Here is a 23,036-nt window from a genome sequence, read left to right as displayed (position 1 = left end):
CCAATTCAACCAATTCAATACAATAAATTGGTATCAACAAACTTGGCACACTATTGAGTTCTCAAACAACAGACACACCCGGCACCACCACAACATCTCAGCCGTGGATCGCTCCGGAGCAACTTTTCAAACTTACCGGCTGTCTTCCATTTTGTCAAAACCGCACCCCGACTCGCAATGCCCTGAGGGCTTCCGTGTCGGTTTTTTCGGTCTGACTCCGTGGAGCAGCGCGGAAATAAACTCTACCACCACTTTTCCGGGATGGCCACCAGAGCCCCCAAGAGCCCCCTGACGCCGAGGGCTGGTGAGACGGAAAAGCCCGGAATCTCAAGGGATTCCGGGCTTTTCCGCGCCAACTTAGGAGAGCGGGCTCACATTACTTCAGTGCTCCGGCTGCCTTGGCGGCGGGTTTGAAGTACGCCGCGCCCAAGGGTGGAAGCGTGACGGTGAGCGATGCCGGCTGGCCGTCCCGCCCTTCGCCTGTGGCAGTCAGCTGACCGGCGTTCAGGACACCTGATCCGCCGTACGCGGCCCCGTCTGTATTGAGGACTTCGGTCCATGCGCCGGCGGCGGGGACTCCCAGGGTGTAGCCCACATGCGGTCCCCCCGAGAAGTTGATGGCACACACCAGGGGGTTGCCCTCCTTGTCCCAGCGGACAAAAGTCAAGACGTTATGGTCAGCGTCGCCCCCGTTGATCCACTGGAAACCGCCGGGTTCGTTGTCCCGGGTGTAGAGCGCCGGCGTCGAGCTGTACAGCTCGTTCAGGTCCTTGGTGAGGAGCTGGATGCCACGGTGCGCAGGAATCTCGGCCAGGTACCAGTCGAGGCCATGCTGCTCGGACCACTCGGCTTCCTGGCCAAACTCGGTGCCCATGAAGATGAGCTGCTTGCCGGGGTGGGCCCACTGATACGCGAGGAAGGTACGCAGGTTGGCCAACTGCTGCCAGCGGTCCCCCGGCATCTTCCGGAGCATGGAGCCCTTGCCGTGCACTACCTCGTCGTGACTGATCGGCAGCAGGAAGTTCTCAGTGAAGGCATACACCATCGAGAACGTCACTGTACCGTGGTGCCACTTGCGGTTGACCGGGTCCTCGGAGATGTACTTGAGGGAGTCATGCATCCAGCCCATGTTCCACTTCAGGCCGAAGCCGAGCCCGGAGTGGCTGGTGGGGGCGGTAACCCCGGGGAACGCCGTTGACTCCTCGGCGATCATCACCGCGCCGGGGTGGGTCTTGTAGACCGTGGCATTCACTTCCTGCAGGAACGACATCGCTTCCAGGTTCTCCCGGCCGCCGAAACGGTTGGGCGACCACTGGCCGTCTTCACGCGAGTAGTCGAGGTAAAGCATTGAGGCCACAGCATCAACCCGGAGCCCGTCAATGTGGAATTCGTCGAGCCAGTACAGGGCGTTGGCCACCAGGAAGTTGCGCACCTCGGTCCGGCCAAAGTCAAAGATCAGCGTTCCCCAGTCGGGGTGCTCGCCCAGGTTCGGATCGGCGTGCTCGTACAGCGGTTCGCCGTCGAACTGGGCCAGTGCCCAGGAGTCCTTGGGGAAGTGTGCCGGGACCCAGTCCAGCAGCACGCCGATTCCCGCCTGGTGCAGGGCATCCACGAGGTAACGGAATTCGTCAGGGTGGCCAAACCGCGAGGTGGGCGCAAAGTAGGACGTCACCTGGTAACCCCAAGAACCGCCGAAGGGGTGTTCGGCCACGGGCATGAACTCCACATGGGTGAATCCCAGCCACTTGACGTACTCCACCAGGTCCTTGGCGAGTTCCCGGTATCCGAGGCCGAGGCGCCAGGATCCGAGGTGGACCTCGTAAACGCTCATCGGTGAATTGTGGGGATCACGCTGGGCGCGGGCTTCCATCCACTCGGAGTCCTGGAAAGCGTAGGAGGGCTCCACTACCCGTGACGCGGTCAGTGGGGGGACCTCTGTCCCGAACGCCAGCGGATCGGCTTTCTCAACCCAGTAGCCACTCTTGGTCTTGATTTCGAACTTGTAGCACGCCCCTGCTAAAACGCCCGGCAGGAAGACTTCCCACACACCCGAAGAGCCCAGTGAGCGGAGCGAATTTTCGCGGCCGTCCCAGGCGTTGAAGTCGCCCTTGATCCTGACGGCCTGGGCATTCGGGGCCCACACGGCAAAGGACACACCGTCCACGTCACCGAGGGAGGACTTGTAGTGCTGGACGTGTGCGCCCAGTACTTCCCAGAGTTTCTCGTGCCGGCCCTCGCCAATGAGGTGGAGGTCCACTTCGCCCACTGTGGGCAGGTAGCGGTAGGGCTCGTCCATGGTCTGGGGTGCGGCACCCGCGTACGTAACTTCCAGCCGGTAGTCAGGCACATGGCCGGGCTGGAGCGGCTCCAGCACAGCCACCCACACCCCGTTGGCTTCGTGGGTCATGGGCACGGCACCGGCGGCTGTCACCACGCTGACCTCTTCCGCGAGGTGCTTCACCGTCCGGACAGTCACGTGTCCGTGGTCATCCAGATGGGCACCGAGTACCGAGTGCGGCGCGTGGTGTTCCCCGTTGCCCACCTGGGCGAGAGTGTCCGCGTCCACGTGGAGCGGCACACCGGGCCTGTCTGTACGTGCTGAACCTGTCATGTTGATACCTTCCGCTGCTGCCCCGGCATGATCGCCGGGGCCTTTACCGCTGAGGAGCCGCCTGGACGCATTCGCCGGAATGGCCAGCCAGTCGGGTCTGTTCCGCAATTCATAAACCACTTCATAGAGCGCCTTGTCCAGCCACAATGCCACAAAGAGCGGTGAGGTTCGGTCGATCGTGCCGGGAGTGACGGCGGCATAGCCGGCAAGGAACGCATCCGCGCAATCGTCTACCCACGACGCGGGAACGTGGGCGCCCTGGTACTCCCGTTCGGCCGCGCCCGCGGCGTAATCGAAGGACCGCAGCATGCCTACGACGTCCCGGAGCGGGACGTCAGGGAAGTTCCGCTCGGAGATGGGCCGTAGCGGCTCACCTTCAAAATCCAGGATGGCCCAACGGTCCTGCCCGTCACCGTGACCCGGGACCTGCAGGATCTGGCCCAGATGCAGGTCGCCGTGGATCCGCTGGAGCGGCCCGGCCGGGACCCCGCTAAGCTCGCCAAGGAGCTTGTCCAGCTCTGCGTCGTAAGGCCCGACGGCGGCACCGGCTTCTGCCCATGCCTGCCGTACGCGCAGGGCTACTCCGGGTGCAATGATCCCGCCCGGAACAGACTCCCCGGTCTTGCCGAGGGCGTCCGCCAGCCGGCGGTGGACTGTTGCGGTGGCCGCACCAAGGCCGTGTGCCTCGGCGGTGAAGTCGGTTCCGGTGCGGGCGGCGTCCACCGCGAGGCGCCAGGCATCACGGCCGCCGGCGAGGAATTCATGGGCCACCGCGAGCTCGCCCTGAACGTGACGGGCAACAGAGGGCAACTGGCCCGGAGACTGCGGCGAAGGCGCGATCCATTCCCCACGCACCCAGCCGAGGGTCGCCGGAACCTCAAAGGTGCCCAGGGCGGTCAGTGCCGCTCCTACCTCAACCTCGGGATTCACTCCCTCGGACAGGACCCGGAAGAATTTCACGATCGCCGCCGACTCGCCGTCGTCCACTATGACCGAACTGTTGGACTGCTCACCCGAGAGGACCTTGACGACCCCATTGGTTGTGGGCAGACGGTGGTCCGACCGTGTGCTGTGGCCCGTCGCCGAACCGGAGTGTGCCCCTTCTGAACGGATCAGCTCCAGCCATGCGGCCACAAACGAGGGGTCGTACACGGCGTCGTAGATCCAGGGCATGCCGGCATCCGGCCGTTGCCCCACCAGACCCCGCTCACCACCGGCGAGCGGGAAGTCCCGGTAACTCAAGGGGACCTGGACGACATCCGTCCGGCGTCCGCCGTCGGCCGTGCGGTACGAGACGGCCAGTAGGAACACCTCCAGCCGAGCCTGGCCGGCCGCGTCCTCAAGCCTCAGGCTCCCCGCCTGTTCCAGCGAAAAATCGGCTGACTTCACCGGGAACCAGCGCTGCAGCGGAAGCCATTCCCGCAGAACAGGGACCAGCATGGCAGTGAGCGTGGGTTCGTTCATCTCAGTTCTCGATGGACAGGATAGGGAGCGCCTGTGTGTAGGGCGAGGACGGATTCGAGGTTGCCGAACGGATCCGCAGCCAGAAGAAGTCGTGGCTTCCCAAAGTAAGCGTCAGGGTACCGTCGCCGTCGATTCCCGGGAACGGCTGGCCGCCGAAGACATCCCGCAGTCCGCGGCCGGCGAACTGGGGAACCTTGAGTTGGGCCGCGACCGGGTGCTGCGAAAGGTTGAAGGCGCACAGGATGGTTTCGCCCTCCTCCCCCGCCGTGTTGTCATCCGAGAGTTCCCGCAGATATGCCACCACGGAGTCGTGATCGGCCTCCACGTGCTTGAACGAGCCCAGCCCGAAGGCCGGGTGGTTCTTGCGGACGCTCAGGATCTGACGGGTCCAGCGGAGCAGTGAGCCGGAGTGGGCGGCTTCCGCTTCGACGTTGGCCATGGCGTAGTTGTACACCAGCGACTGGATCACCGGGAGGTACAGCTTGCCGGGGTCAGCGTGGGAGAAGCCTGCGTTCCGGTCCGGGTTCCACTGCATCGGCGTACGGACGGCGTCGCGGTCTTCGAGCCAGATGTTGTCGCCCATGCCGATTTCGTCCCCGTAGTACAGGAAGGGGCTGCCCGGCAATGACAGCAGCAGGGCGTTGATCAGTTCGATCTCGGCCCGCGAATTGTCCAGCAACGGCGCCAGGCGGCGGCGGATGCCAATATTGGCGCGCATCCGGGGATCCGGCGCATACCAGCCCAACATGGCCGCGCGTTCGTCGGCGGTGACCATTTCGAGGGTCAGTTCATCGTGGTTCCGCAGGAACGTTCCCCACTGGGCCCCTTCGGGGATCTCGGGAGTGTCCTGCATGGTCTCGATGATCGGAGCAGCCTTCTGGTCCCGCAGGGCGTAGTAGAGGCGGGGCATGATGGGGAAGTGGAAGGCCATGTGGCATTCCGGTTCCTCCGCAGTCCCGAAGTACTCCACGACCTCGTTGGGCGGCTGGTTGGCCTCGGCGATGATGACGCGGCCCGGGTAGCTTTCGTCCACCATGGCCCGCAGCTTACGCAGAAAGTCGTGCGTGGCGGGCAGGTTCTCGCAGTTGGTCCCCTCCTCTTCGAAGAGGTACGGAATCGCGTCAGCACGGAAGCCGTCGATGCCCTGGTCAAGCCAGAAACGGACCACATCAAACAGGGCCTCGATGACCTTCGGGTTTTCAAAGTTGAGGTCAGGCTGGTGGCCGAAGAAGCGGTGCCAGAAAAATTGCCGGCGGATCGGATCGAAGGTCCAGTTGGACTCCTCGGTGTCCACGAAGATGATGCGCGCGTCCTGGTACTTCTCGTCGGTATCGCTCCAGACGTAAAAGTCACCGAACGGCCCGTCAGGGTCCTTCCGCGATTCCTGGAACCAGGGGTGCTGGTCCGAGGTGTGGTTCAGCGGCAGGTCGATAATGACCCGGACACCGCGGGCGTGGGACTCCGCCACCAGACGTTTGAAATCGGTGATGGTGCCGAACTCGTCCAGGACGGAGTTGTAATCGGAGATGTCGTAGCCGCCGTCACGCAGCGGTGACTGGAAGAACGGCGGGAGCCACAGGCAGTCCACCCCCAGCCACTGGAGGTAGTCGAGCCTGTCGATCAGGCCGCTGAAGTCACCTGAGCCATCGCCGTTGGCGTCCGCAAAGGCCCGGACCAGCACCTCGTAGAACACGGCCTTCCGGTACCAGAGCGGATCATGCGGTAGACCAGGGGCATTTAGCTCAAAGGTGCCCTTAGGGGTGAAATGCTGGCTGGAACTCTGCGGGTTAAAGCTCACTGATGCAATCTCCTCACGCTCAGGATGTGTGCGGGTTCGACGTGCGCGTCGAGGCGGACGTAGTTGTATTCGCCCCATTCCCAGGATTCTCCGGAAATGAGGTCCTCCACCAGGAACCCGCCGTTGGGCGAAAGGTCCTCCGGGTCCAGCTCGAGGGCTGCAAGGTCAAGCGAAACGGTGCTCTCCCTGATGCCGTGCGGGTCAACGTTCACCACCACGATGATGGTGTCCTTGGTGCCGTCGGGCAGGGTCTTGTGCTTGGAGTACACCACCGTGGCGTCATCCGTGCTGTGGTGGACCGTAAGGTTCTGCAGGTCCTGCAGCGCCGGATGGGCGTGCCGGATGGCGTTGAGCCGGGTGATGTAGGGCGTCAGCGTGCGGCCTGATTCCGCTGCAGCGTCCCAGTCGCGGGCCTTGTACTCGAACTTCTCGTTGTCGATGTACTCCTCCGCACCGGGCCGGGCAACGTGCTCATACAGTTCGTAGCCGGCGTAGACACCCCAAAGCGGGCTGGCGGTGGAGGCCAGGGCTGCCCGGATCTTGAAGGCCGCCGGGCCGCCGAACTGCAGGTATTCCGTGAGGATGTCCGGGGTGTTGACAAAGAAGTTGGGCCGGAAGTAGGCCGAAGACTCATGGCTGACCTCGTTGAAGTACGTCTCCAGTTCCTTCTTCGTGTTCCGCCACGTGAAGTAGGTGTAGGACTGCTGGAAGCCCGCCCGGCCCAGTGCATGCATCATGGCGGGCCTGGTGAACGCCTCAGCGAGGAACACCACGCCGGGGGCCTTCTTGTTGACCTGGGCGATCAGCCATTCCCAGAACCACACCGGCTTGGTATGCGGATTATCGACCCTGAAGATCTTCACGCCGTGGCTGACCCACAACAGGACGATCCGCAGGATTTCCTTGGAAAGCCCCTCCGGATCATTGTCGAAATTCAGCGGGAAGATGTCCTGGTATTTCTTGGGCGGGTTTTCCGCGTAGGCGATGCTGCCATCAACACGGGTGGTAAACCATTCCGGGTTGGACTGAACCCAGGGGTGATCCGGCGCAGCCTGGAGTGCCAGGTCCAAGGCGACTTCCAGGCCAAGTTCCTTAGCCCGGGCCACAAAGGCGTCAAAGTCCTCGAACGTTCCCAGGTCCGGGTGGATGGCGTCGTGGCCACCCTCCTTGGCGCCGATGGCCCACGGCGAGCCGGGATCGTGCGGACCCGCAATGAGGGTGTTGTTGGGGCCCTTGCGGTGCTGGATGCCGATGGGGTGGATCGGCGGCATGTAGATCACGTCGAAACCCATGGCAGCCACCGCGTCGAGCCGTTTGGCCGCCGTCTGGAAATTACCGGAAGTCCATGCCCCGGTGTTGTGGTCCCGCACGGCACCTTCGGAACGGGGAAAGAATTCGTACCAGGCGCCGCGGCCCGCAAGATCGCGTTCCACCAGCAGCGGGTACTGCTCGGAAACAGTGAGCAGTTCGCGGATGGGCTGTCGTTCCACGATGGCGGCCACATCCGCGCCGAATCCGGCGCCGAGGCGTTCCTCCTCGCTCAGGGACTTGTCCGCCAGGACAGCAGCAGCCATACGCAGGGTGCGTCGGTCCGCCGCAGTGCGGAAGACGTCGTCGGCCGCGTCCAGTAGCAGCGCCGAGCCTTCGGCGAGCATCAGCTCGACGTCGATGCCGGCGGCTACCTTGACCTCCGCGTTGTGGTGCCAGGTTCCGTAGCGGTCGTGCCAGGCCTCAATGAAGAAAGTCCAGTTTCCAACGGCCGACGGCGTGAGGACGCCCTCCCAGCGGTCGGTCCCCATCCCGCGTTCCCCCGGCGGCGGCGCCAGCCTGACGCGCTGGCGCTCCTTGCCGCGGGGATCCAGGAGGACCGCGCTGACGCCAAGCTGATCGTGCCCTTCCCGGAAAGCGGTGGCTCCCACCACTATCCCTTCCCCTGGCAAAGCCTTGGCAGGAAATTTTCCGTCCTCCACCACTGGCTGCACGGCGGTGATCGGAAAACGGCCGAATCTAAGCCCGTCGGTGATTTTGCCTTTCGGCTTTTTCTTGGAAGGGGCGGTGGTTCCTGAGTTAGTCGTCACATGCTCGACGTTAGCGAGAAACGGGCCAGAATGCTAAGCCTGCTCACGATTTCCCCCCGCGGATTCGACTTTTCCGACACGTCAACTGTCATTTACCTAAAAGAAAGCGAAAGCAGTTCCGGCGGTCCTAGTTGTCGGTTAGTGTGGCGCAGGTGAAGGCAATCCGCAGATTTACCGTCCGTACTGTTCTCCCGGAACCCATCCGGCCGCTGGCCCGGCTGGCGACCAACCTGCGCTGGTCATGGCACCGGCCCACGCGTGATTTGTTTGCGGGGCTGAACCCCCGGATCTGGGAGGAATGCGGGCAGGACCCCATCAGTTTCCTTGGGCGCGTCAGCCGGGAGGAATTCCAAAGCCTCGCCGCCAACCAGGAGGTCGTTGGGAAGGTCCGGGCCGCCGCGCAGGACCTGGACCGCTACCTTGACGAACCCCGCTGGTACCAGGGCCTTGGCCCGGACGCCCCGGCCGCGATCGCGTACTTCTCCCCCGAGTTCGGCATCACCGAGGTCCTGCCGCAGTACTCCGGCGGCCTGGGCATCCTTGCCGGTGACCACCTGAAAGCCGCCTCGGACCTGGGCGTGCCCCTGATCGGCGTAGGCCTCCTGTACCAGGCCGGCTACTTCAAGCAGTCGCTCTCCCGCGACGCCTGGCAGCAGGAAACCTACCCTGTCCTTGACCCGGACGGACTGCCCCTGACCCTGCTCCGTGAGCCTTCCGGTGACGGCAACGGCCGGCCCGTACAGATCTCACTGCCGCTCCCCAATGGCCGCAGGCTCCTGGCACACATCTGGCGTGCCGACGTCGGACGCGTTCCCCTGCTGCTTCTGGATTCGAACGTCCCGGGCAACGACGACGCCGCCCGCGGCATCACGGACCGCCTGTACGGCGGCGGCGGAGACCACCGCCTCCAGCAGGAGCTCCTGCTGGGCATGGGCGGGGTCAAGGCCCTGCGCGCGTACCAGCAACTCACCGGAACCCCCACCCCGGAGGTGTTCCATACCAACGAGGGCCATGCCGGTTTCCTGGGGATTGAGCGGATCCAGGAGCTGATGGCCGGAGAAGCCGCGCTCAGCTTCGACGAAGCCCTCGCCGCGGGCCGGGCCTCCACGGTCTTCACCACCCACACCCCCGTTCCGGCCGGCATTGACCGCTTCGAGATTTCCCAGATCCAACATTTCTTCCAGGCAGGGCTGGCGCCGGCAGTCCCGGTAGACCGGATCCTGGAACTCGGCCGGGAAAACTACGCCGACGGCAACCCGTCGGTCTTCAACATGGCGGTGATGGGCCTGCGGCTGGCGCAACGGGCCAACGGCGTAGCCAAACTGCATGGCGAAGTCTCGCGCGGGATGTTCTCGGCGCTGTGGCCCGGCTTCGACCACTCCGAAGTTCCCATCACATCCGTCACCAACGGCGTGCATGTGCCCACCTGGGTTGACGGGCGCATCTCAAAGCTGGCCAGGGAACAGTTCGGCACCGAGGCCGAAGCCATGGGCCGGTGGGACCTTGCCTACAATGTCAGCGACGCGGATGTGTGGGCGCTCCGCCGCGAAATGCGCACGGCCCTGGTGGAAGATGTCCGCCGCCGCCTCCGCGCAGCATGGAAGAAGCGCGGCGCCGCCGACGCCGAACTGGGCTGGACGGACAGCGTGCTGGACCCGGACGTCCTCACCATCGGCTTTGCGCGCCGCGTTCCCACGTACAAGCGGCTGACCCTGATGCTGCGTGAGCCCGACAGGCTTAAGGCCCTGCTCCTGCATCCGCAGCACCCCATCCAGCTGGTCATCGCCGGGAAGTCCCACCCGGCCGATGATGCCGGGAAGAAGATGATCCAGGACCTGGTCCGCTTCACCGATGACCCCGAAGTCCGGCACCGGATTGCATTCCTGCCCAACTATGACATCGCCATGGCCAGGACCCTGTTCCCCGGCTGTGATGTGTGGCTCAACAACCCGCTGCGTCCCCTGGAAGCCTGCGGGACCTCGGGTATGAAGGCGGCCATCAACGGTTCCCTGAACCTTTCGGTGATGGACGGCTGGTGGGATGAGATGTACGACGGCGAGAACGGCTGGGCGATCCCCACCGCCAACAATGACGCGTCCCCCGAGGAACGCGACGACATCGAAGCGGCAGCGCTGTACGAGCTGCTGGAAACCCAGGTGGCGCCCCGCTTCTATGGCAGCACTGTGTCTGAGAGCGCCGGAGCTGCCGGTCCCTCTACCACCGAGGCGGAGAAAGTCCCCACCCACTGGGTCTCCATGATCAAGCACACCCTGTCCCACCTGGGGCCGGCCGTATCAGCCGAACGTATGCTGCACGACTACGTCAACGTCCTCTACCGGCCCGCGGCGGAAGCAGGCCGCCGCGCCGTCGCCGATTCCTATGCCCAGGCCCGCATCCTGGCTGCCTGGACCGCGAAGGTGCGCTCCGCCTGGCCGCTGCTGCATGTGGAGCATGTGGATTCCGTGGGCGTGTCCGAGGACCCGCAGATCGGCGACATCCTCCAGGTGAACGCGTACGTGGCGCTGCATACCCTGACACCCGAGGACGTCTCGGTGGAGGTCGCCTACGGGCGGGCTGAGGAAAGCGACACCCTGGCCGATGTCACCGTGATGGACCTGCAGCCCAAGGAGGACCTCGGCAACGGGCGGCACCTGTTCAGCGGCTCCCTGGTGATTGACCGCTCCGGCCCGTTCGGCTACACGGTACGCGTCCTGCCCCGGCACGACGCACTGGCATCGAAGGCTGAGCTGGGGCTGATCGTCAACGCCTGAGGCGCCCGGAAGCTACAGCAGGATGGCAGTGACGGCCAGATCGCTGCCTGCGTAGCTTTCGGCGTCCTGCAGGATCTCGCAGATGACCCCGAAGGACCGGTCGCTGCGGAACCGGGCTGCCACCTCCCACAGGACCGTAACGGGTTCAGCTCCGTCATCGGTAATGCTGTCGGCGAAGTCGTGCAGGGAGTCGTTCAGGGCGTCAAGGTTCACGCCGTAGTGCTCGGGGAAGGCAAGGACCTCGCCGAAGGTCTCGAGGACCGCTCTCTTGCTGTCTGCGGCCGGAACCACCAGGCTTCGCCGGCCGGAATCGGCCACCTGGGCCTGCAGCTCGTCCATGGTCCAGGTATCGGCGGAGTAGATCTTCATTGGGGTCTTCAGTTTCCTTCTGCGATGAACTTGAACGAATCGTAGTGGTCCTGGGTGTAGTACTTTTCTCCCCCGGAACCGGCAACGATCCGGCGGGCTCCGCGGTCCGACTCCCCCGGGGTGGGAACGGTGTACTCACGGTAGTAACCGGAATCCCGCCGCGGGAGGATGCGCTCAAAATTGCCGAAGGTCTTATTGTCCTGGCTGTAGCGGTAGGGTCCGCCCGCGCGGATCGCGGCAAGGGTCTGGCGTGCTTCCACCGGGAGCTCGGACTCGTTGATGGCCGGTAGCCCGGAAGGGTTGGCAGGAGCGGCGGGGGCCGCGGAACCGGGCGCGCCAGAACCGGCCGCGGCGGAACCGGGAGCAGCCTGTCCGGCGGCCGCGCTGGGACTCGCCGCCGGCGTCGGACTTCCGGTCAGGGACTCAAGGAAGCCGGTGCCGCCGAGGGCGAAAAGTACAACAAGGGCCAGCCCGGTCAGCAGCAGGGCGGCAACGGAACGGTTGCGGCGCATTCGGCTCCTCCGCCGCTACGTACGGTAGATGTTGATGGAGTTTGCTTCGATGATGTCCGTCTCGCCGGACGCCACCCGCCCGCCCTGGCGCTGCTCGTGAAGCGGCGAGGTGGTGAGCCGCAGTTCGAACATGCGGCGCGGCGTTCCGTCGTCGTTCGTGAGCTCAGGAAGGGTGATCTTCACATCCGAGTTGCTGCCGTTGACCACCACGAGCCCGGCCAGCGTGCCGTCATCGGATCCGAGCAGGAGCTGCATCACGCGGTGCCGGGGATCATTCCAGCGCTCCATGGACATCGGCTGGCCTGAATGGTCGAACCAGTAGAGGTAGGACTGCTCGTCCCTGGCCGGAAAATCATGGGGCTGGCTGGCCAGGAACTCTTTGCGCAGCCGGATATAGCGTTTGGTGCTCCGGAGCATCTCTGAGGACTCAGGCGTGCGCGTCCAGTCGATCCAGGCCAGGGGGTTGTCCTGGCAGTAGGCGTTGTTGTTGCCCTGCTGGGTATGGGCCAACTCGTCTCCGGCGGTGATCATGGGCACGCCCAGGGAGATCATCATGGAGGCCATGAGGTTCCGCCGCGACTGGGCCCGCTGCGCCAGGATGTCCTCGTCCTCGGTCCGGCCTTCGAAGCCATGGTTGTAGCTGCGGTTGTCCCCGTGCCCGTCCCGGTTCTGCTCGCCGTTGGCCTCATTGTGTTTGCGGTCATAGGAGACGAGGTCATTGAGCGTGAAGCCATCGTGTGCCGTGACGAAGTTAAGCGAGGCGAGGCGGGACCGGCCTGAGCCTTCAAAGAGCGCTGCGGAACCGGACAGGGCGTCTGCCAGCCGGGCAACAGACCCGCCGTGGCCGCCTGCCTCGATGGCTGCACGGTCCGAAAGCCAGAAGGAACGGACGCTGTCCCGGAAATGATCGTTCCAGTCCACCCAGCCCACCGGGAACTTGCCGGTCTGCCAGCCGCCGTAGCCGATGTCCCACGGCTCGGCGATCAGCTTCACATCGGAAAGCACGGGATCGGCAGCCACCGCCACCAGGAACGGGTGCCGGGGATCAAATTCGTTGTGGGTGTTGCGGCACATTGTCACGGCCAGGTCGAAGCGGAAGCCGTCGATGTGGAATTCATCCACCCAGTACCGGAGCGAGTCCAACACAAGCTGGACTACCCGGGGATTCCCGAAGTTCAGGCTGTTGCCGCACCCGGTGGTATCCACGTATTTTCCGTGGCCATCCGTCCGGTAGTACGCGGTCTCACCGAGCCCGCGGAAGCTGATGGTCTGCCCGTCCGCGCCGCCCTCAGCGGTGTGGTTATAGACGACGTCCAGGATCACTTCGAGTCCGGCTGCGTGGAGCAGCTTGACCATACCCTTGAACTCGTCCTGGATGGCCTGCGGCCCGGCTTCCTGCGCAGCCTGGGTTGCATAGCCCGGATGCGGTGCGAAGAACGCGGCAGTGTTGTAGCCCCAGTAGTTGGTCATGCCGAGGTTCTGCAGATGCGGCTCGTCCAGGTGGAAGTGCACGGGGAGAAGCTGGATGGAGGTAACCCCAAGGCTCTTGATGTGCTCAATGATTGCCGGATGTGCCATGCCGGCATAGGTTCCGCGCAATTCCTCCGGCACGTCCGGGTGCAGCATGCTCTGGCCGCGGACATGGGCCTCGTAAATTATGGTGTTCCGCCACTGCAGCCGCGGCCGTTCGTCCTGCCCCCAGTCGAAATCGCCGGCCATCCGGACGTTCGTCAGGAATCCTTCCCGCTGGTCCACCGCACGGCCGTAGGGATCAAGCAACAGGGGCTGCGCGCCGTCGTCGTCCAGGTCCATCGTCGGCACTGACAACGGCAGTGGCTCCGCCTGGGGGGTGGCCCGGAAACCATAGCGCGATCCGTACGGGAACCCGTCAACTATGCCGTGGTGCACACCGTGGGTGACGTTGGGCAGGGTCTGCACGCGCCAGTCACCGCCGGGGGCCTGGTAGGCGATTTCGAGCGTCAGGACGCTCGGCGCATAAACGGCGACGTTGGCGGTGGAGTCCGGGGCGTCGTCCGCGCCGGAACCCGGGCGCGGGACGCTGACACCGAGTGGATGTGCAGATGAAGCATCCATGGTGGAAGCGGTGTCGAAAAGCGGCATGACCATCACGTCAATGGTAGCCGCCGGTGACCTTTCGTCCGCACTCGCGACATTGTGACACCGGCAAGCCGCCGCCGGACATCGTGCCTCCTCAGACGGAGCGGGGTTGCATACTGGAAGGAAACGTCGAGGCGGAGGTATGAAGTGCGGGTTGCGCTGGCACAGATCATCAGTGGCCGGGATCCGGCCGCAAACCTGTCCATCCTGGAAAGGGAGGCCCAAAAGGCCAAAACCGGTGGTGCTGCCATGGTGGTTTTCCCGGAGGCCTCCATGCGGGCGTTCGGAAATTCGTTGACGGACATCGCCGAACCCCTGGACGGGCCGTGGGCCACCGGTGTCCGGAGCATCGCCGCGTCACTGGATTTGGTGGTGGTGGCGGGCATGTTCACGCCAGGTTCGGCTAGCGGCGCCGGTGCGGGCGGCGGAAAAGTGCGGAACACGCTGCTGGCCACCGGGCCCGGCGTGGAAGCCGGCTACGACAAAGTCCACCTCTTTGACGCCTTCGGCTTCCTTGAATCGGACACCGTTGACCCGGGTACTGAACCGGTAACGTTCGACGCCGGTGGCCTCACCTTTGGCCTGGCCACGTGCTACGACATCCGGTTCCCGGCGCTGTTCACCGCCAACGCCGAACGTGGCGCGGAAGTGAACATCGTCTGCGCGTCGTGGGCCTCCGGGCCAGGGAAGGTTGACCAGTGGCGTCTGCTGGCCCGGGCACGGGCCCTGGATTCCACCACCTACGTCCTGGCCTGCGGGCAGGGCGACCCCACCACCCAGGGTGCCACCGCCAAGCCCGGTGCACCCACCGGCGTGGGGCACTCCGCCGTCGTCTCGCCGTTGGGTGAGGTGCTGGACGAGCTCGACGGCGCCCCGGGGATGCTCTTCGCGGATCTGGAGCCCGGCGTGGTCCAGGAAGCCCGGCAGCGGCTCCCGGTCCTGGCGAACCGCCGGGACTTCTAACCCACCCCCGGGACGCTCTGGCACTTAACGCAACAAAATCAACAACCCTCTCTCACTTTCTTGAAGAAAGTGAGAGAGGGTTGTTGATTTTATTGCAGGGAGTGCCAGAGCGTTGGTGGCGCGGGCGCCCGCTACTTGGCGGCGCGCTGCCTGGAGACTTCGTACAGCGAGATGCCGACTGCCATGGAGGCGTTCAGCGATTCCATGGCGGAGTCGATCGGGATGGAAACGATCTGGTCGCAGTTCTCGCGCACCAGGCGGGACAGGCCCTTGCCTTCGGAGCCAACCACGATGCACACAGGTTCCGTGGCGAGGGTGAGGTCAGGAAGCGAAACGTCGCCGTCGCCGTCGAGCCCGAGGACAAAGATGCCCATGTTCTTGAACTGCTTCAGGGCGCTGTTCAGGTTCGCGGCCCGAGCCACGGGAACCCGCACGGCCGCGCCGGCGCTGGTCTTCCAGGCGGAAGCGGTGACGCCAACGGAGCGGCGTTCGGGAACAATGACGCCGTGGCCGCTGAAGGCAGACACGGACCGGATGATGGCACCGAGGTTGCGCGGGTCCGTGATGCCGTCAAGCGCCACGAACAGCGGAGCGTTGGGTACGTGCCCCTTCTTCCATGCCGCCACGGTTTCCTCGGCGAGGTCGTAGGCGTCCTGGTACTCGTACGGCGGGATCTGCAGGACGAGGCCCTGGTGCACGGCGTCGTCTGTCATGCGGTCAAGCTCGGGCTTGCCCGTCTCGAGCAACGGGATGCCGCGTTCCGCAGCGAGCTTCAGGGATTCCTTGACACGGTCATCCATCTCGATCCGGATGGCGATGTGGAGGGCCTTGGCGGGGATGCCGGCACGCAGTGCTTCGACCACTGAGTTGCGGCCGGTGACGACTTCCTCGGTGGCACGGCCCTTGGGACCGGAGCGGGAAGCGCCCGCGCTGCGGGCACCGGTGTTGGTGCCGCGCTTCGCCGCGGACCGCTCCGCCAGCTGCTTGCTCTTGTGGGCCTTGTGGTAGGGGCGGTCCTCCGCCTTGGGCGTGGGGCCTTTGCCCTCCAGGGCCTTACGGCCATGACCGCCGGTTCCGACGGTGGGGCCCTTCTTCGCTTTTACCGATCGGCGACCATTGTTGGCCATGAGAGTTCCACCCTTGATTGTTTGACTGAGTCTGCCTACCAGTCTACTGAATCAAGTAAAATCGCCGGTTCAGTCCCGCTGCAGGCTCCAGGTGGCGCCGTCGGGGCCGTCCTCAACAGCGACGCCGGCGGCCTTCAGCGTGTCCCGGATAGCGTCCGAGGCAGCCCAGTCCTTGTTGGCACGCGCTTGGGAGCGGGCAGCGAGCTGGGCCTCCACGAGGACCTGCAGGGCTGCTGCTTCCCGGGTGTCCGCCACTGCACCGGAAGCCACCGAGTTGAGGCCCAGGACGCGAAGCATGTCGTGGAGGCTGTGCAGCGCCTGCTGTGCATCCTCCAGGCGTCCCTCCGTCAAGGCAGTGTTGCCGGACCGTACTGTTTCGTGGACGACGGCGAGTGCCTGGGGCACGTTCAGATCGTCATCCATGGCGCGCTCGAACTCCTCGGGCACCTTCCCGTAGGTGGCGAACGTGTAGTTACTGCCGGTGGAAAGTGCCTGGATGGCACGGCTCATAAAGCCCTCAATGCGTTCGACGGCGGCCGCCGCCTCCTGGAGTGAGGTGGGACGGTAGTCCAGCACCGAGCGGTAGTGGGCCTGCCCGAGGTAGTAGCGGACCACCCGCGGGGAGGCCAGTTCCAGCATTTCCGATGGGCTGATGGTGTTGCCGATGGACTTGGACATCTTGTCGCCCTCGTAAGTCACCATGCCGTTGTGCATCCAGAAGCGGGCGAAGCCATGCCCGGCCGCCTGGGACTGTGCCATTTCGTTTTCATGGTGCGGGAACCGGAGGTCCAGTCCGCCGCCGTGGATGTCGAATTCGGCGCCCAGGTATTTGGTAACCATCGCCGAGCACTCCAGGTGCCAGCCCGGCCGGCCGGCGCCCCACGGCGAAGCCCAGCTCGCCGTCGCCGGCTCTCCCTCTTTATAGCCCTTCCACAGTGCGAAGTCGCGGGGGTCCTTCTTGCCCCTGGGGTCCGCGTCCGGTGCACCTTGCATGTCCTCGATGTTCTGGCGTGTCAGGGAACCGTATTTGTCCCAGGACCTCACATCGAAGTAAACGTCGCCGGAATCATCGAGGGCCGGGTAGGCGTGGCCGCGCTCGATGAGCGACTGGATCAGCGCATGCATTTCCGGGATGTGGCCGGTGGCCCGCGGCTCGTAGGTGGGCCGCGAAACCCCGAGGGTGTCGTAGGCCTTCAGGAATTCCTGTTCGTAGCGGTAGGCAAGCGCCCACCATTCCTCTTCGCGGACGGCGTCCGGACCGTCCTCGAAATCGGGGCCGAAGGACTCTGCGGACTTGGCAAGGATCTTATCGTCAATGTCCGTGAAGTTGCGGACCACCGTAACGCGCAGGTTCCGGTATTCGAGCCAGCGGGTCAGCTGGTCAAAGGCAATGGCCGAGCGGATATGGCCGACATGCGGCATGCCCTGCACGGTGGCTCCGCAGTAGTACAGGCTCGCTTTTCCCGGGACGAGGGGAACGAAGTCACGGACTTCGGCGGATGCTGTGTCGTAAAAGCGGAGAGTCACCGCTCCAGAATAGACGAAAGCCGTCCGGCCCTGCTCCTGCAGCAGGTCCGGCAACGCGAAGGATCAGCGGGGATACACCAGGGCGGTGGCGACGGCAGCTATGCCCTCACCCCTGCCGGTGAAACCCAGGCCATCGCTGGTAGTGGCCGTCACGCTGACGGGTGCCCCGGCTGCTTCGCTCAGGACACCCTGCGACTCCTGCCGCCGGGGACCGAATTTGGGCCGGCCGGCGACGAACTGTACGGCCACGTTGCCGATCTCAAACCCGGCGGCCCGGACAATCCTGGCCGCCTCCGCCAGCAGCGTTACGCCGGAGGCCCCTGCGAATTCCGGCCGGTCGGTGCCGAAATGCGTTCCCAGATCCCCGATGCCGGCGGCCGAGAAGAGGGCGTCTGCCGCGGCATGGGCAACCGGGTCACCGTCGGAGTGTCCGGCCAGTCCACGCTCGCCCTCCCAGAACAGCCCGCCCAGCCAGAGCGGACGGGGAAGGTCTTCGGACGCATAGGCGTGGACGTCCATGCCTATGCCGGTGCGCGGCAGGATCATGTGAGGTTCACTCATGCCTAGCCCTCCACCCAACGGATTCCCAGCGGGCCTTCGAGCAGCCCTTCGGCAATGATCAGATCAAGGGGGGTGGTGATCTTCAAGGACTGGGTGGAGCCGTGGACGGCGTGCACCCGGACTCCCAGCATCTCCACCAGCATGGCGTCGTCGGTGACGGCGGCCGCCTGCTGCTCATCAAAGCCCGACGCCGCCGCGTGTGCGTCCTGCAGGGTGGAAAGCCGGAAACCCTGCGGTGTCTGGACCGAGCGCAATTCTTCCCGCGGGGCAGTCCCGGTCACCAGTTCCGGGGCGATGGCGGCGTCATCACCACTGGTCCGGGCGACCATCTTGACCGTGTCCACGACGGGTATTGCCGGGATCACCGCAAGGGCGCCGGCGGCCAGGGAATCAACCACACGATGGAAAACGTTCTCGGGGGCCAACGCCCTGGCGGCATCGTGCACCAGCACGGCTTCGATCCCGTCCATCAGGGCCGCGATTCCCGCCCTGACGGAGTCTGCACGGGTAGCGCCGCCGTCGAGTACGGTGAGGACAGGACCACCGTCGGCCAGTTCCTCCCTGAAGTCCTCGCACAAATCCCGCAGGCCGTCTGCACCGGGAGGCAGCACCACGCAGACCTGGCTGCCGACCCCGGACGCGACAACGCCACGCAGTGCGTGCATCAGGATTGGCTCGCCACCCAGCGGGACAGCAGCTTTGGGCATACCGTAACCCAGCCGCTCGCCGGAACCCGCGGCCACAATAATGACGGCGGTGACAGGGCGGGGCAGTCCGTTGTTCATGCGGTCCAGCCTACGTCCCTGCGATGACAGTGCCGGCCGAAAATGGGCAAAAAGAAACCCCGGGGGTACCCATGTACCCCCGGGGCTCAATTCTTAGGAAGCCAGGACCTCGTCGAGAACGCTTGCAGCCTTCTCTTCATCAGTCTTTTCAGCCAGCGCCAGTTCTGAAATCAGAATCTGCCGGGCCTTGGCCAGCATTCGCTTCTCACCTGCGGAAAGGCCACGATCGTGATCACGGCGCCAGAGGTCACGAACTACCTCTGCAACCTTGATGACGTCACCGGAAGCAAGCTTCTCCAGATTTGCCTTGTATCTGCGTGACCAGTTGGTGGGTTCTTCAGTGAACTCAGCCCGAAGCACATCGAAAACGTGCTCCAAACCTTCCTTGCCCACTACGTCACGGACCCCAACAAGGTCAACATTCTCTGCTGGAACTTCAATGGTCAGATCACCCTGAGCCACCTTGAGCTTGAGATACATCTTCTCTTCGCCCTTGACAGTGCGCATCTTGATTTCTTCAATTTTTGCAGCACCGTGGTGAGGGTAAACTACTGTCTCGCCGACCTCAAATACCATGTAAACATTCCCCTTTCCCGCAGACCAGTTTATCACGATTCAGGCATATGACAGGCGCGTATCGGGTCCCGGAACCGCATGATTCCGCGGAAAAAGGGTGAAATCGACCCCCTTCACCCCCTTGACGAATGCAGATAATAGTGCATCGACCGGCCGCTGCCAAGGACAATATGAACGCCCGGAATCCTCCTTTGGGCACGTTTGCCGCTAGGCTATGGCTGAATAATGTTTCAAGACTCTCGAGGAGTACGTGACGTGCGTTTCACTGCGATGACCCGGGCCAAGGGCAGCAAACTGGCACTGACGGCAGGAGCCCTGGCCCTCGGCCTGGCAACGATGACCGGCTGCGGCTACATCAATTCCCAGCAGACTTCCGAGATGTATGCCGCGTCGGACGGCGTCCACGCCGATCTGGGCCCGCTGCAGCTGCGGAACATGCTCATCGTTTCCGGGGGCGAGGACAAGCCCGGCCGCCTGCTCGGCGCCGTGTACAACTCCTCATCGCAGGACGTTAAGCTCACTGTCAACGGTGCCGCGGGCTCCCAGACGCAGGTTTCCGTGAAAGCCAACTCCTCCACCCTGCTCAACGACTCCACCGATGAAGCCATCCTCAGCACTTCCGGCGGCATCGCCGGTTCCCTGGTGGACGTCAAGGTCAGCGAGGACGGCACCTCCGTGAACAAGACAGTCCGGGTTCCTGTCCTGGACGGCACGCTGGCGGAGTACAAGCCGTACCTGCCCGCCGGCAGCGAACCCACCCCGTCCGGCTCCCCCAGCCCGTCGCCGTCGGCCACCGCCACGGGGGCAGCCCACTAACCGGTCTTTCCGCGAAAGCGGTGAGGCCGCAAGACTGAATGCAAGAAGGAGGGACTCCCCGGTGGGAGTCCCTCCTTCTTGCTTTCCTGCCGGCTTTTGCCTACGGCTCGAACTTATAGCCGAGGCCCCGGACGGTGACCAGGTACCTGGGAACAGACGGGTCCGGCTCAATCTTGCCGCGGAGCCGCTTCACGTGCACGTCAAGGGTCTTGGTGTCCCCCACGTAGTCCGAACCCCAGACCCTGTCAATCAGCTGGCCGCGGGTGAGGACCCGGCCGGAGTTACGCAACAGCATTTCCAGCAGCTCGAATTCCTTCAGCGGCAGCAGCACCTGTTCGCCGCCCACGCTCACCACGTGGCGCTCAATGTCCATCCTGACCGGCCCGGCCTGGACGGTAGCCGAGATCAGTTCCTCGGGCTCGCCCTGGCGGCGGAGCACTGCGCGCACGCGGGCCACCAGCTCGCGGGAGGAATACGGCTTGGTGACGTAGTCATCGGCGCCCAGCTCCAAGCCAACCACCTTATCGATCTCCGAGTCCTTGGCCGTCAGCATGATCACCGGGACGCTTGAGCGTTGGCGCAGCTGGCGGCAAACTTCCGTGCCCGAAAGACCCGGGAGCTGCAGGTCCAGCAGCACCAAGTCCGCGCCGTTCCGATCGAATTCTGTGATGGCGTCCAGTCCGTTGTCCACCACCTCAACTTCGAAACCTTCCTTGCCCAGCAAATAGGACAGGGGATCGCTGAACGATTCTTCGTCCTCGACTATCAAAATCCGGCTCAAGCGCTGGCTCCTTGCTCATGTACGCCGCGTTCTTTAACTCGCTGGTGTACGGCTCGATCTTTAACACCTGAGTGTTCAGGCTCGTCCTGGGTTTCCATCTCAGGAAGCCTCAGGGTGAAAGTGGAACCCTGGCCGGGACGGGACCATAAAGTCACCTCACCGCCATGGTTGGAAGCTACGTGTTTGACGATGCTCAGGCCCAGGCCTGTTCCGCCTGTGTGGCGCGACCGCGCCGAATCCACGCGGTAGAACCGCTCGAAGACACGCTCCTGGTCCTCCAGGCTCATGCCCTCCCCCTGGTCCGTCACGGACACGGCGATAAGCCCTTCCTTGGACCGGACACCGACGCCCACTTTAGTGTTTTCAGGTGAGTAGCGAATGGCATTGTCAATCAGGTTCCGCAGGGCTGTGACCAACAGGTCCCGGTCACCGAAAACCGTGGCCTCCACCCGCTCACCGACAACTATCTGGATGTTCTTGCTTTCGGCCGGAAGCTGGGAACGGTCCACAGCTTCGGAAATGACGGCGTTGATATCCACAGCCGTACCCTCCTGGGAGACGCTGGCACCCTGAAGGCGTGAAAGTTCGATGATGTCCTGCACGAGGGCCGCGAGCCGGCCGGATTCCTTGTGCATGCGCTTGGCGAACCGGCGGACGGCTTCTTCGTCATCTGCCGAGGATTCCAGCGCTTCGGCCAGCAGGGAAATTGCACCCACCGGGGTCTTCAGCTCGTGGGAGACGTTGGCCACGAAGTCGTTCCTGATTTCCTCGGTACGGGTGATCTCGGTGCGGTCATCGGCCAGCAGCAGGATGTATTCCTCCCCGAGCATGGCTGCGCGCACCTGCACGATGATGGTTCCCTGGCCAAGGGGGCCGCGGGGAAGCTCCAACCGTTTTTCCAAAATCACGCCATCACGGCGCACACCGGCCGTCATGTCCAGCAGCTGCTTGTGGACCACCGTGTGGCCCCGGACCAGTCCGTAAGCGTAGGCGGCGGGGCTGGCACGCACCACGCCGTCCACGGCGTCCACCACCACAAACGCCCGTCCGACGACGGCAAGCACCTCCGCGGCGCCCGGCGGCAGGGTGACTTCGTCGTCGTCGACCTCGACAAGCTGCCGCTGCTGTTCGCTCACCCTGAACGCAAGCACGCCGAAGGTGCCTAACGCCAGGCCAACCAGGCCGGCGATGACACCGATGAGCGTAGAATCCACGGCTCCAGCTTATGCTGTGACTAATGGCCTACCGGTGCGCCCCGGGCCATTGCACGAACGATTCAGCTAACGTTCATCTACAAACGACAAAGAGTTAACCGCCCGCTGACAGAGTTACCCGTTGGAGTGCCGAACGGCGACATGAGTTCCGTCTGCCACATGGGCGGTGCGGAGTTCCAAGGAAAGGACGCCCACGTGCGTAAGGTTTTTCAGGAAGAGCTGACCCAGGTGGGTGAACAGCTGGTGGAGATCTCGAAGCTGGTCAGCGAGGCCATCGGGAAGGCCAACACGTCTTTCCAGATCGCTGACGTCGATCTGGCAGAAGATGTCATCACCGCAGATGCCCGCATTGATTTCCTGCAGAACAGCCTGGATGAACGGGCCATCGACATCCTGGCCCTGCAGGGACCGGTGGCAAGTGACCTCCGCATGATTGTGGGCGCACTCCGCATGAGCGCCTCCCTGGAGCGGATGGGCGACCTCGCCCGGCACATCGCGCAGCTGGCCCGGTTGCGCTTCCCGTCCACCGTGATCCCCGCATCCATGACGGCTACCTTCGTGAAAATGGCCGAGCAGGACCAGCTGATTGCCGAGAAGCTCACCGAACTGTTGGAGACCCGGGACCTTGAAGTTGCCCGTGACATCCTCAAAGCGAACACCATTATCGATGACCTCCACCTGAGTGTCTTCAAGGCGATCGCTGCCCCGGAGTGGGCGGAGTCGCCCGCCACCACCGTGGACGTGGCACTCGCGAGCCGCTACTTCGAACGCTTCGCTGATCACGGCGTATCAGTGGCGCGCAAGGTGACCTACCTCGTCACCGGCGAATGGCAGCCGCAGGCTCTCTAGCCACCCCATAAACCTGCGACGGCGGGGCGGGGCACAGAGGGGAACGGCCCCCCCGCGTTTGTTTTGCATACTTTTTTGCCAGGTTTGGCCACGCCCGAAAAGCGTACCCGGGAACC

General features: G+C 64.1%; 17 protein-coding genes. 4 read left to right on the top strand and 13 right to left on the bottom strand.

Going from position 1 to position 23,036, the window contains the following annotated elements; genetic code table 11:
• Positions 1-376: 376 nt before the first annotated feature.
• From ACP7AX_RS17330 to ACP7AX_RS17320, 3 genes are read right to left on the bottom strand one after another with little or no spacing between them, the layout of a single operon-like run.
• A complete protein-coding gene (locus ACP7AX_RS17330) occupies positions 377-4,075 on the bottom strand; it encodes a 1,4-alpha-glucan branching enzyme (protein WP_426228172.1) in 3,699 nt (1,232 codons plus the stop codon).
• A 1-nt stretch (position 4,076) separates the two neighbouring features.
• Positions 4,077-5,873, bottom strand: a complete 1,797-nt coding sequence (gene treS, locus ACP7AX_RS17325) for a maltose alpha-D-glucosyltransferase (protein WP_131685014.1) — start codon at positions 5,871-5,873, stop codon at positions 4,077-4,079.
• Positions 5,870-7,951: an alpha-1,4-glucan--maltose-1-phosphate maltosyltransferase gene (locus ACP7AX_RS17320; protein ID WP_426228170.1), complete on the bottom strand. Its 2,082-nt coding sequence runs from the start codon at positions 7,949-7,951 to the stop codon at positions 5,870-5,872. Before ACP7AX_RS17320 ends, treS begins: the two co-directional genes overlap by 4 nt.
• Positions 7,952-8,103: 152 nt before the next feature.
• Between ACP7AX_RS17320 and glgP the strand changes: the two genes are divergently transcribed.
• Positions 8,104-10,722 (top strand): alpha-glucan family phosphorylase, encoded by a 2,619-nt coding sequence (glgP, locus tag ACP7AX_RS17315; protein ID WP_426228168.1) that lies wholly within the window; start codon positions 8,104-8,106, stop codon positions 10,720-10,722.
• A 12-nt stretch (positions 10,723-10,734) separates the two neighbouring features.
• On the opposite strand, the gene ACP7AX_RS17310 is transcribed toward glgP, so the two are convergent.
• From ACP7AX_RS17310 to glgX, 3 genes are read right to left on the bottom strand one after another with little or no spacing between them, the layout of a single operon-like run.
• Positions 10,735-11,091, bottom strand: a complete 357-nt coding sequence (locus ACP7AX_RS17310; RefSeq protein WP_131685011.1) for a barstar family protein — start codon at positions 11,089-11,091, stop codon at positions 10,735-10,737.
• An 8-nt stretch (positions 11,092-11,099) separates the two neighbouring features.
• The gene (locus ACP7AX_RS17305) at positions 11,100-11,603 is read right to left on the bottom strand and encodes a ribonuclease domain-containing protein (protein ID WP_131685010.1); all 504 of its coding nucleotides are present in this window, start codon (positions 11,601-11,603) and stop codon (positions 11,100-11,102) included.
• 15 nt (positions 11,604-11,618) lie between these two features.
• Positions 11,619-13,730, bottom strand: coding sequence for a glycogen debranching protein GlgX (gene glgX, locus ACP7AX_RS17300; protein ID WP_426228165.1), 2,112 nt, complete (start codon positions 13,728-13,730; stop codon positions 11,619-11,621).
• A gap of 138 nt (positions 13,731-13,868) precedes the next feature.
• Between glgX and ACP7AX_RS17295 the strand changes: the two genes are divergently transcribed.
• On the top strand, positions 13,869-14,684 hold the full coding sequence (locus ACP7AX_RS17295) for a carbon-nitrogen hydrolase family protein (protein ID WP_426228163.1): 816 nt from the start codon (positions 13,869-13,871) through the stop codon (positions 14,682-14,684).
• Between the two features lie 131 nt (positions 14,685-14,815).
• On the opposite strand, the gene rlmB is transcribed toward ACP7AX_RS17295, so the two are convergent.
• The 5 genes from rlmB to ACP7AX_RS17270 form a co-directional block, all read right to left on the bottom strand.
• Positions 14,816-15,811 carry a 23S rRNA (guanosine(2251)-2'-O)-methyltransferase RlmB gene (gene rlmB, locus ACP7AX_RS17290; protein WP_131685007.1) on the bottom strand — a complete coding sequence of 332 codons (996 nt, stop codon included), beginning with the start codon at positions 15,809-15,811 and terminating at the stop codon, positions 14,816-14,818.
• A 69-nt stretch (positions 15,812-15,880) separates the two neighbouring features.
• The gene (cysS, locus tag ACP7AX_RS17285) at positions 15,881-17,338 is read right to left on the bottom strand and encodes a cysteine--tRNA ligase (protein ID WP_426228161.1); all 1,458 of its coding nucleotides are present in this window, start codon (positions 17,336-17,338) and stop codon (positions 15,881-15,883) included.
• 63 nt (positions 17,339-17,401) lie between these two features.
• Positions 17,402-17,899, bottom strand: a complete 498-nt coding sequence (ispF, locus tag ACP7AX_RS17280; RefSeq protein ID WP_131685005.1) for a 2-C-methyl-D-erythritol 2,4-cyclodiphosphate synthase — start codon at positions 17,897-17,899, stop codon at positions 17,402-17,404.
• A gap of 2 nt (positions 17,900-17,901) precedes the next feature.
• Positions 17,902-18,684 carry a 2-C-methyl-D-erythritol 4-phosphate cytidylyltransferase gene (gene ispD, locus ACP7AX_RS17275; RefSeq protein WP_131685004.1) on the bottom strand — a complete coding sequence of 261 codons (783 nt, stop codon included), beginning with the start codon at positions 18,682-18,684 and terminating at the stop codon, positions 17,902-17,904.
• 93 nt (positions 18,685-18,777) lie between these two features.
• Positions 18,778-19,260, bottom strand: a complete 483-nt coding sequence (locus ACP7AX_RS17270) for a CarD family transcriptional regulator (RefSeq protein WP_026266570.1) — start codon at positions 19,258-19,260, stop codon at positions 18,778-18,780.
• 255 nt (positions 19,261-19,515) lie between these two features.
• Here ACP7AX_RS17270 and ACP7AX_RS17265 point away from each other — a divergent pair, with 255 nt between their 5' ends.
• The gene (locus ACP7AX_RS17265; protein WP_426228157.1) at positions 19,516-20,076 is read left to right on the top strand and encodes a hypothetical protein; all 561 of its coding nucleotides are present in this window, start codon (positions 19,516-19,518) and stop codon (positions 20,074-20,076) included.
• Positions 20,077-20,176: 100 nt separating this feature from the next.
• Here the strand turns inward: ACP7AX_RS17265 and ACP7AX_RS17260 are convergent, their stop codons facing one another.
• Together ACP7AX_RS17260 and ACP7AX_RS17255 are read right to left on the bottom strand one after the other, a co-directional pair.
• Positions 20,177-20,857, bottom strand: coding sequence for a response regulator transcription factor (locus tag ACP7AX_RS17260; protein WP_108598564.1), 681 nt, complete (start codon positions 20,855-20,857; stop codon positions 20,177-20,179).
• Positions 20,854-22,071, bottom strand: coding sequence for a sensor histidine kinase (locus ACP7AX_RS17255; protein WP_426228155.1), 1,218 nt, complete (start codon positions 22,069-22,071; stop codon positions 20,854-20,856). Before ACP7AX_RS17255 ends, ACP7AX_RS17260 begins: the two co-directional genes overlap by 4 nt.
• A gap of 195 nt (positions 22,072-22,266) precedes the next feature.
• On the opposite strand from ACP7AX_RS17255, the gene phoU reads away from it, so the two are divergent.
• Positions 22,267-22,920, top strand: coding sequence for a phosphate signaling complex protein PhoU (gene phoU, locus ACP7AX_RS17250; RefSeq protein ID WP_131685003.1), 654 nt, complete (start codon positions 22,267-22,269; stop codon positions 22,918-22,920).
• The last annotated feature ends 116 nt before the right edge of the window (positions 22,921-23,036 follow it).

Source organism: Pseudarthrobacter sp. DSP2-3-2b1, assembly GCF_049895945.1.
GTDB lineage: Bacteria > Actinomycetota > Actinomycetes > Actinomycetales > Micrococcaceae > Arthrobacter.
This window is presented reverse-complemented; position numbering and strand designations above follow the sequence as displayed.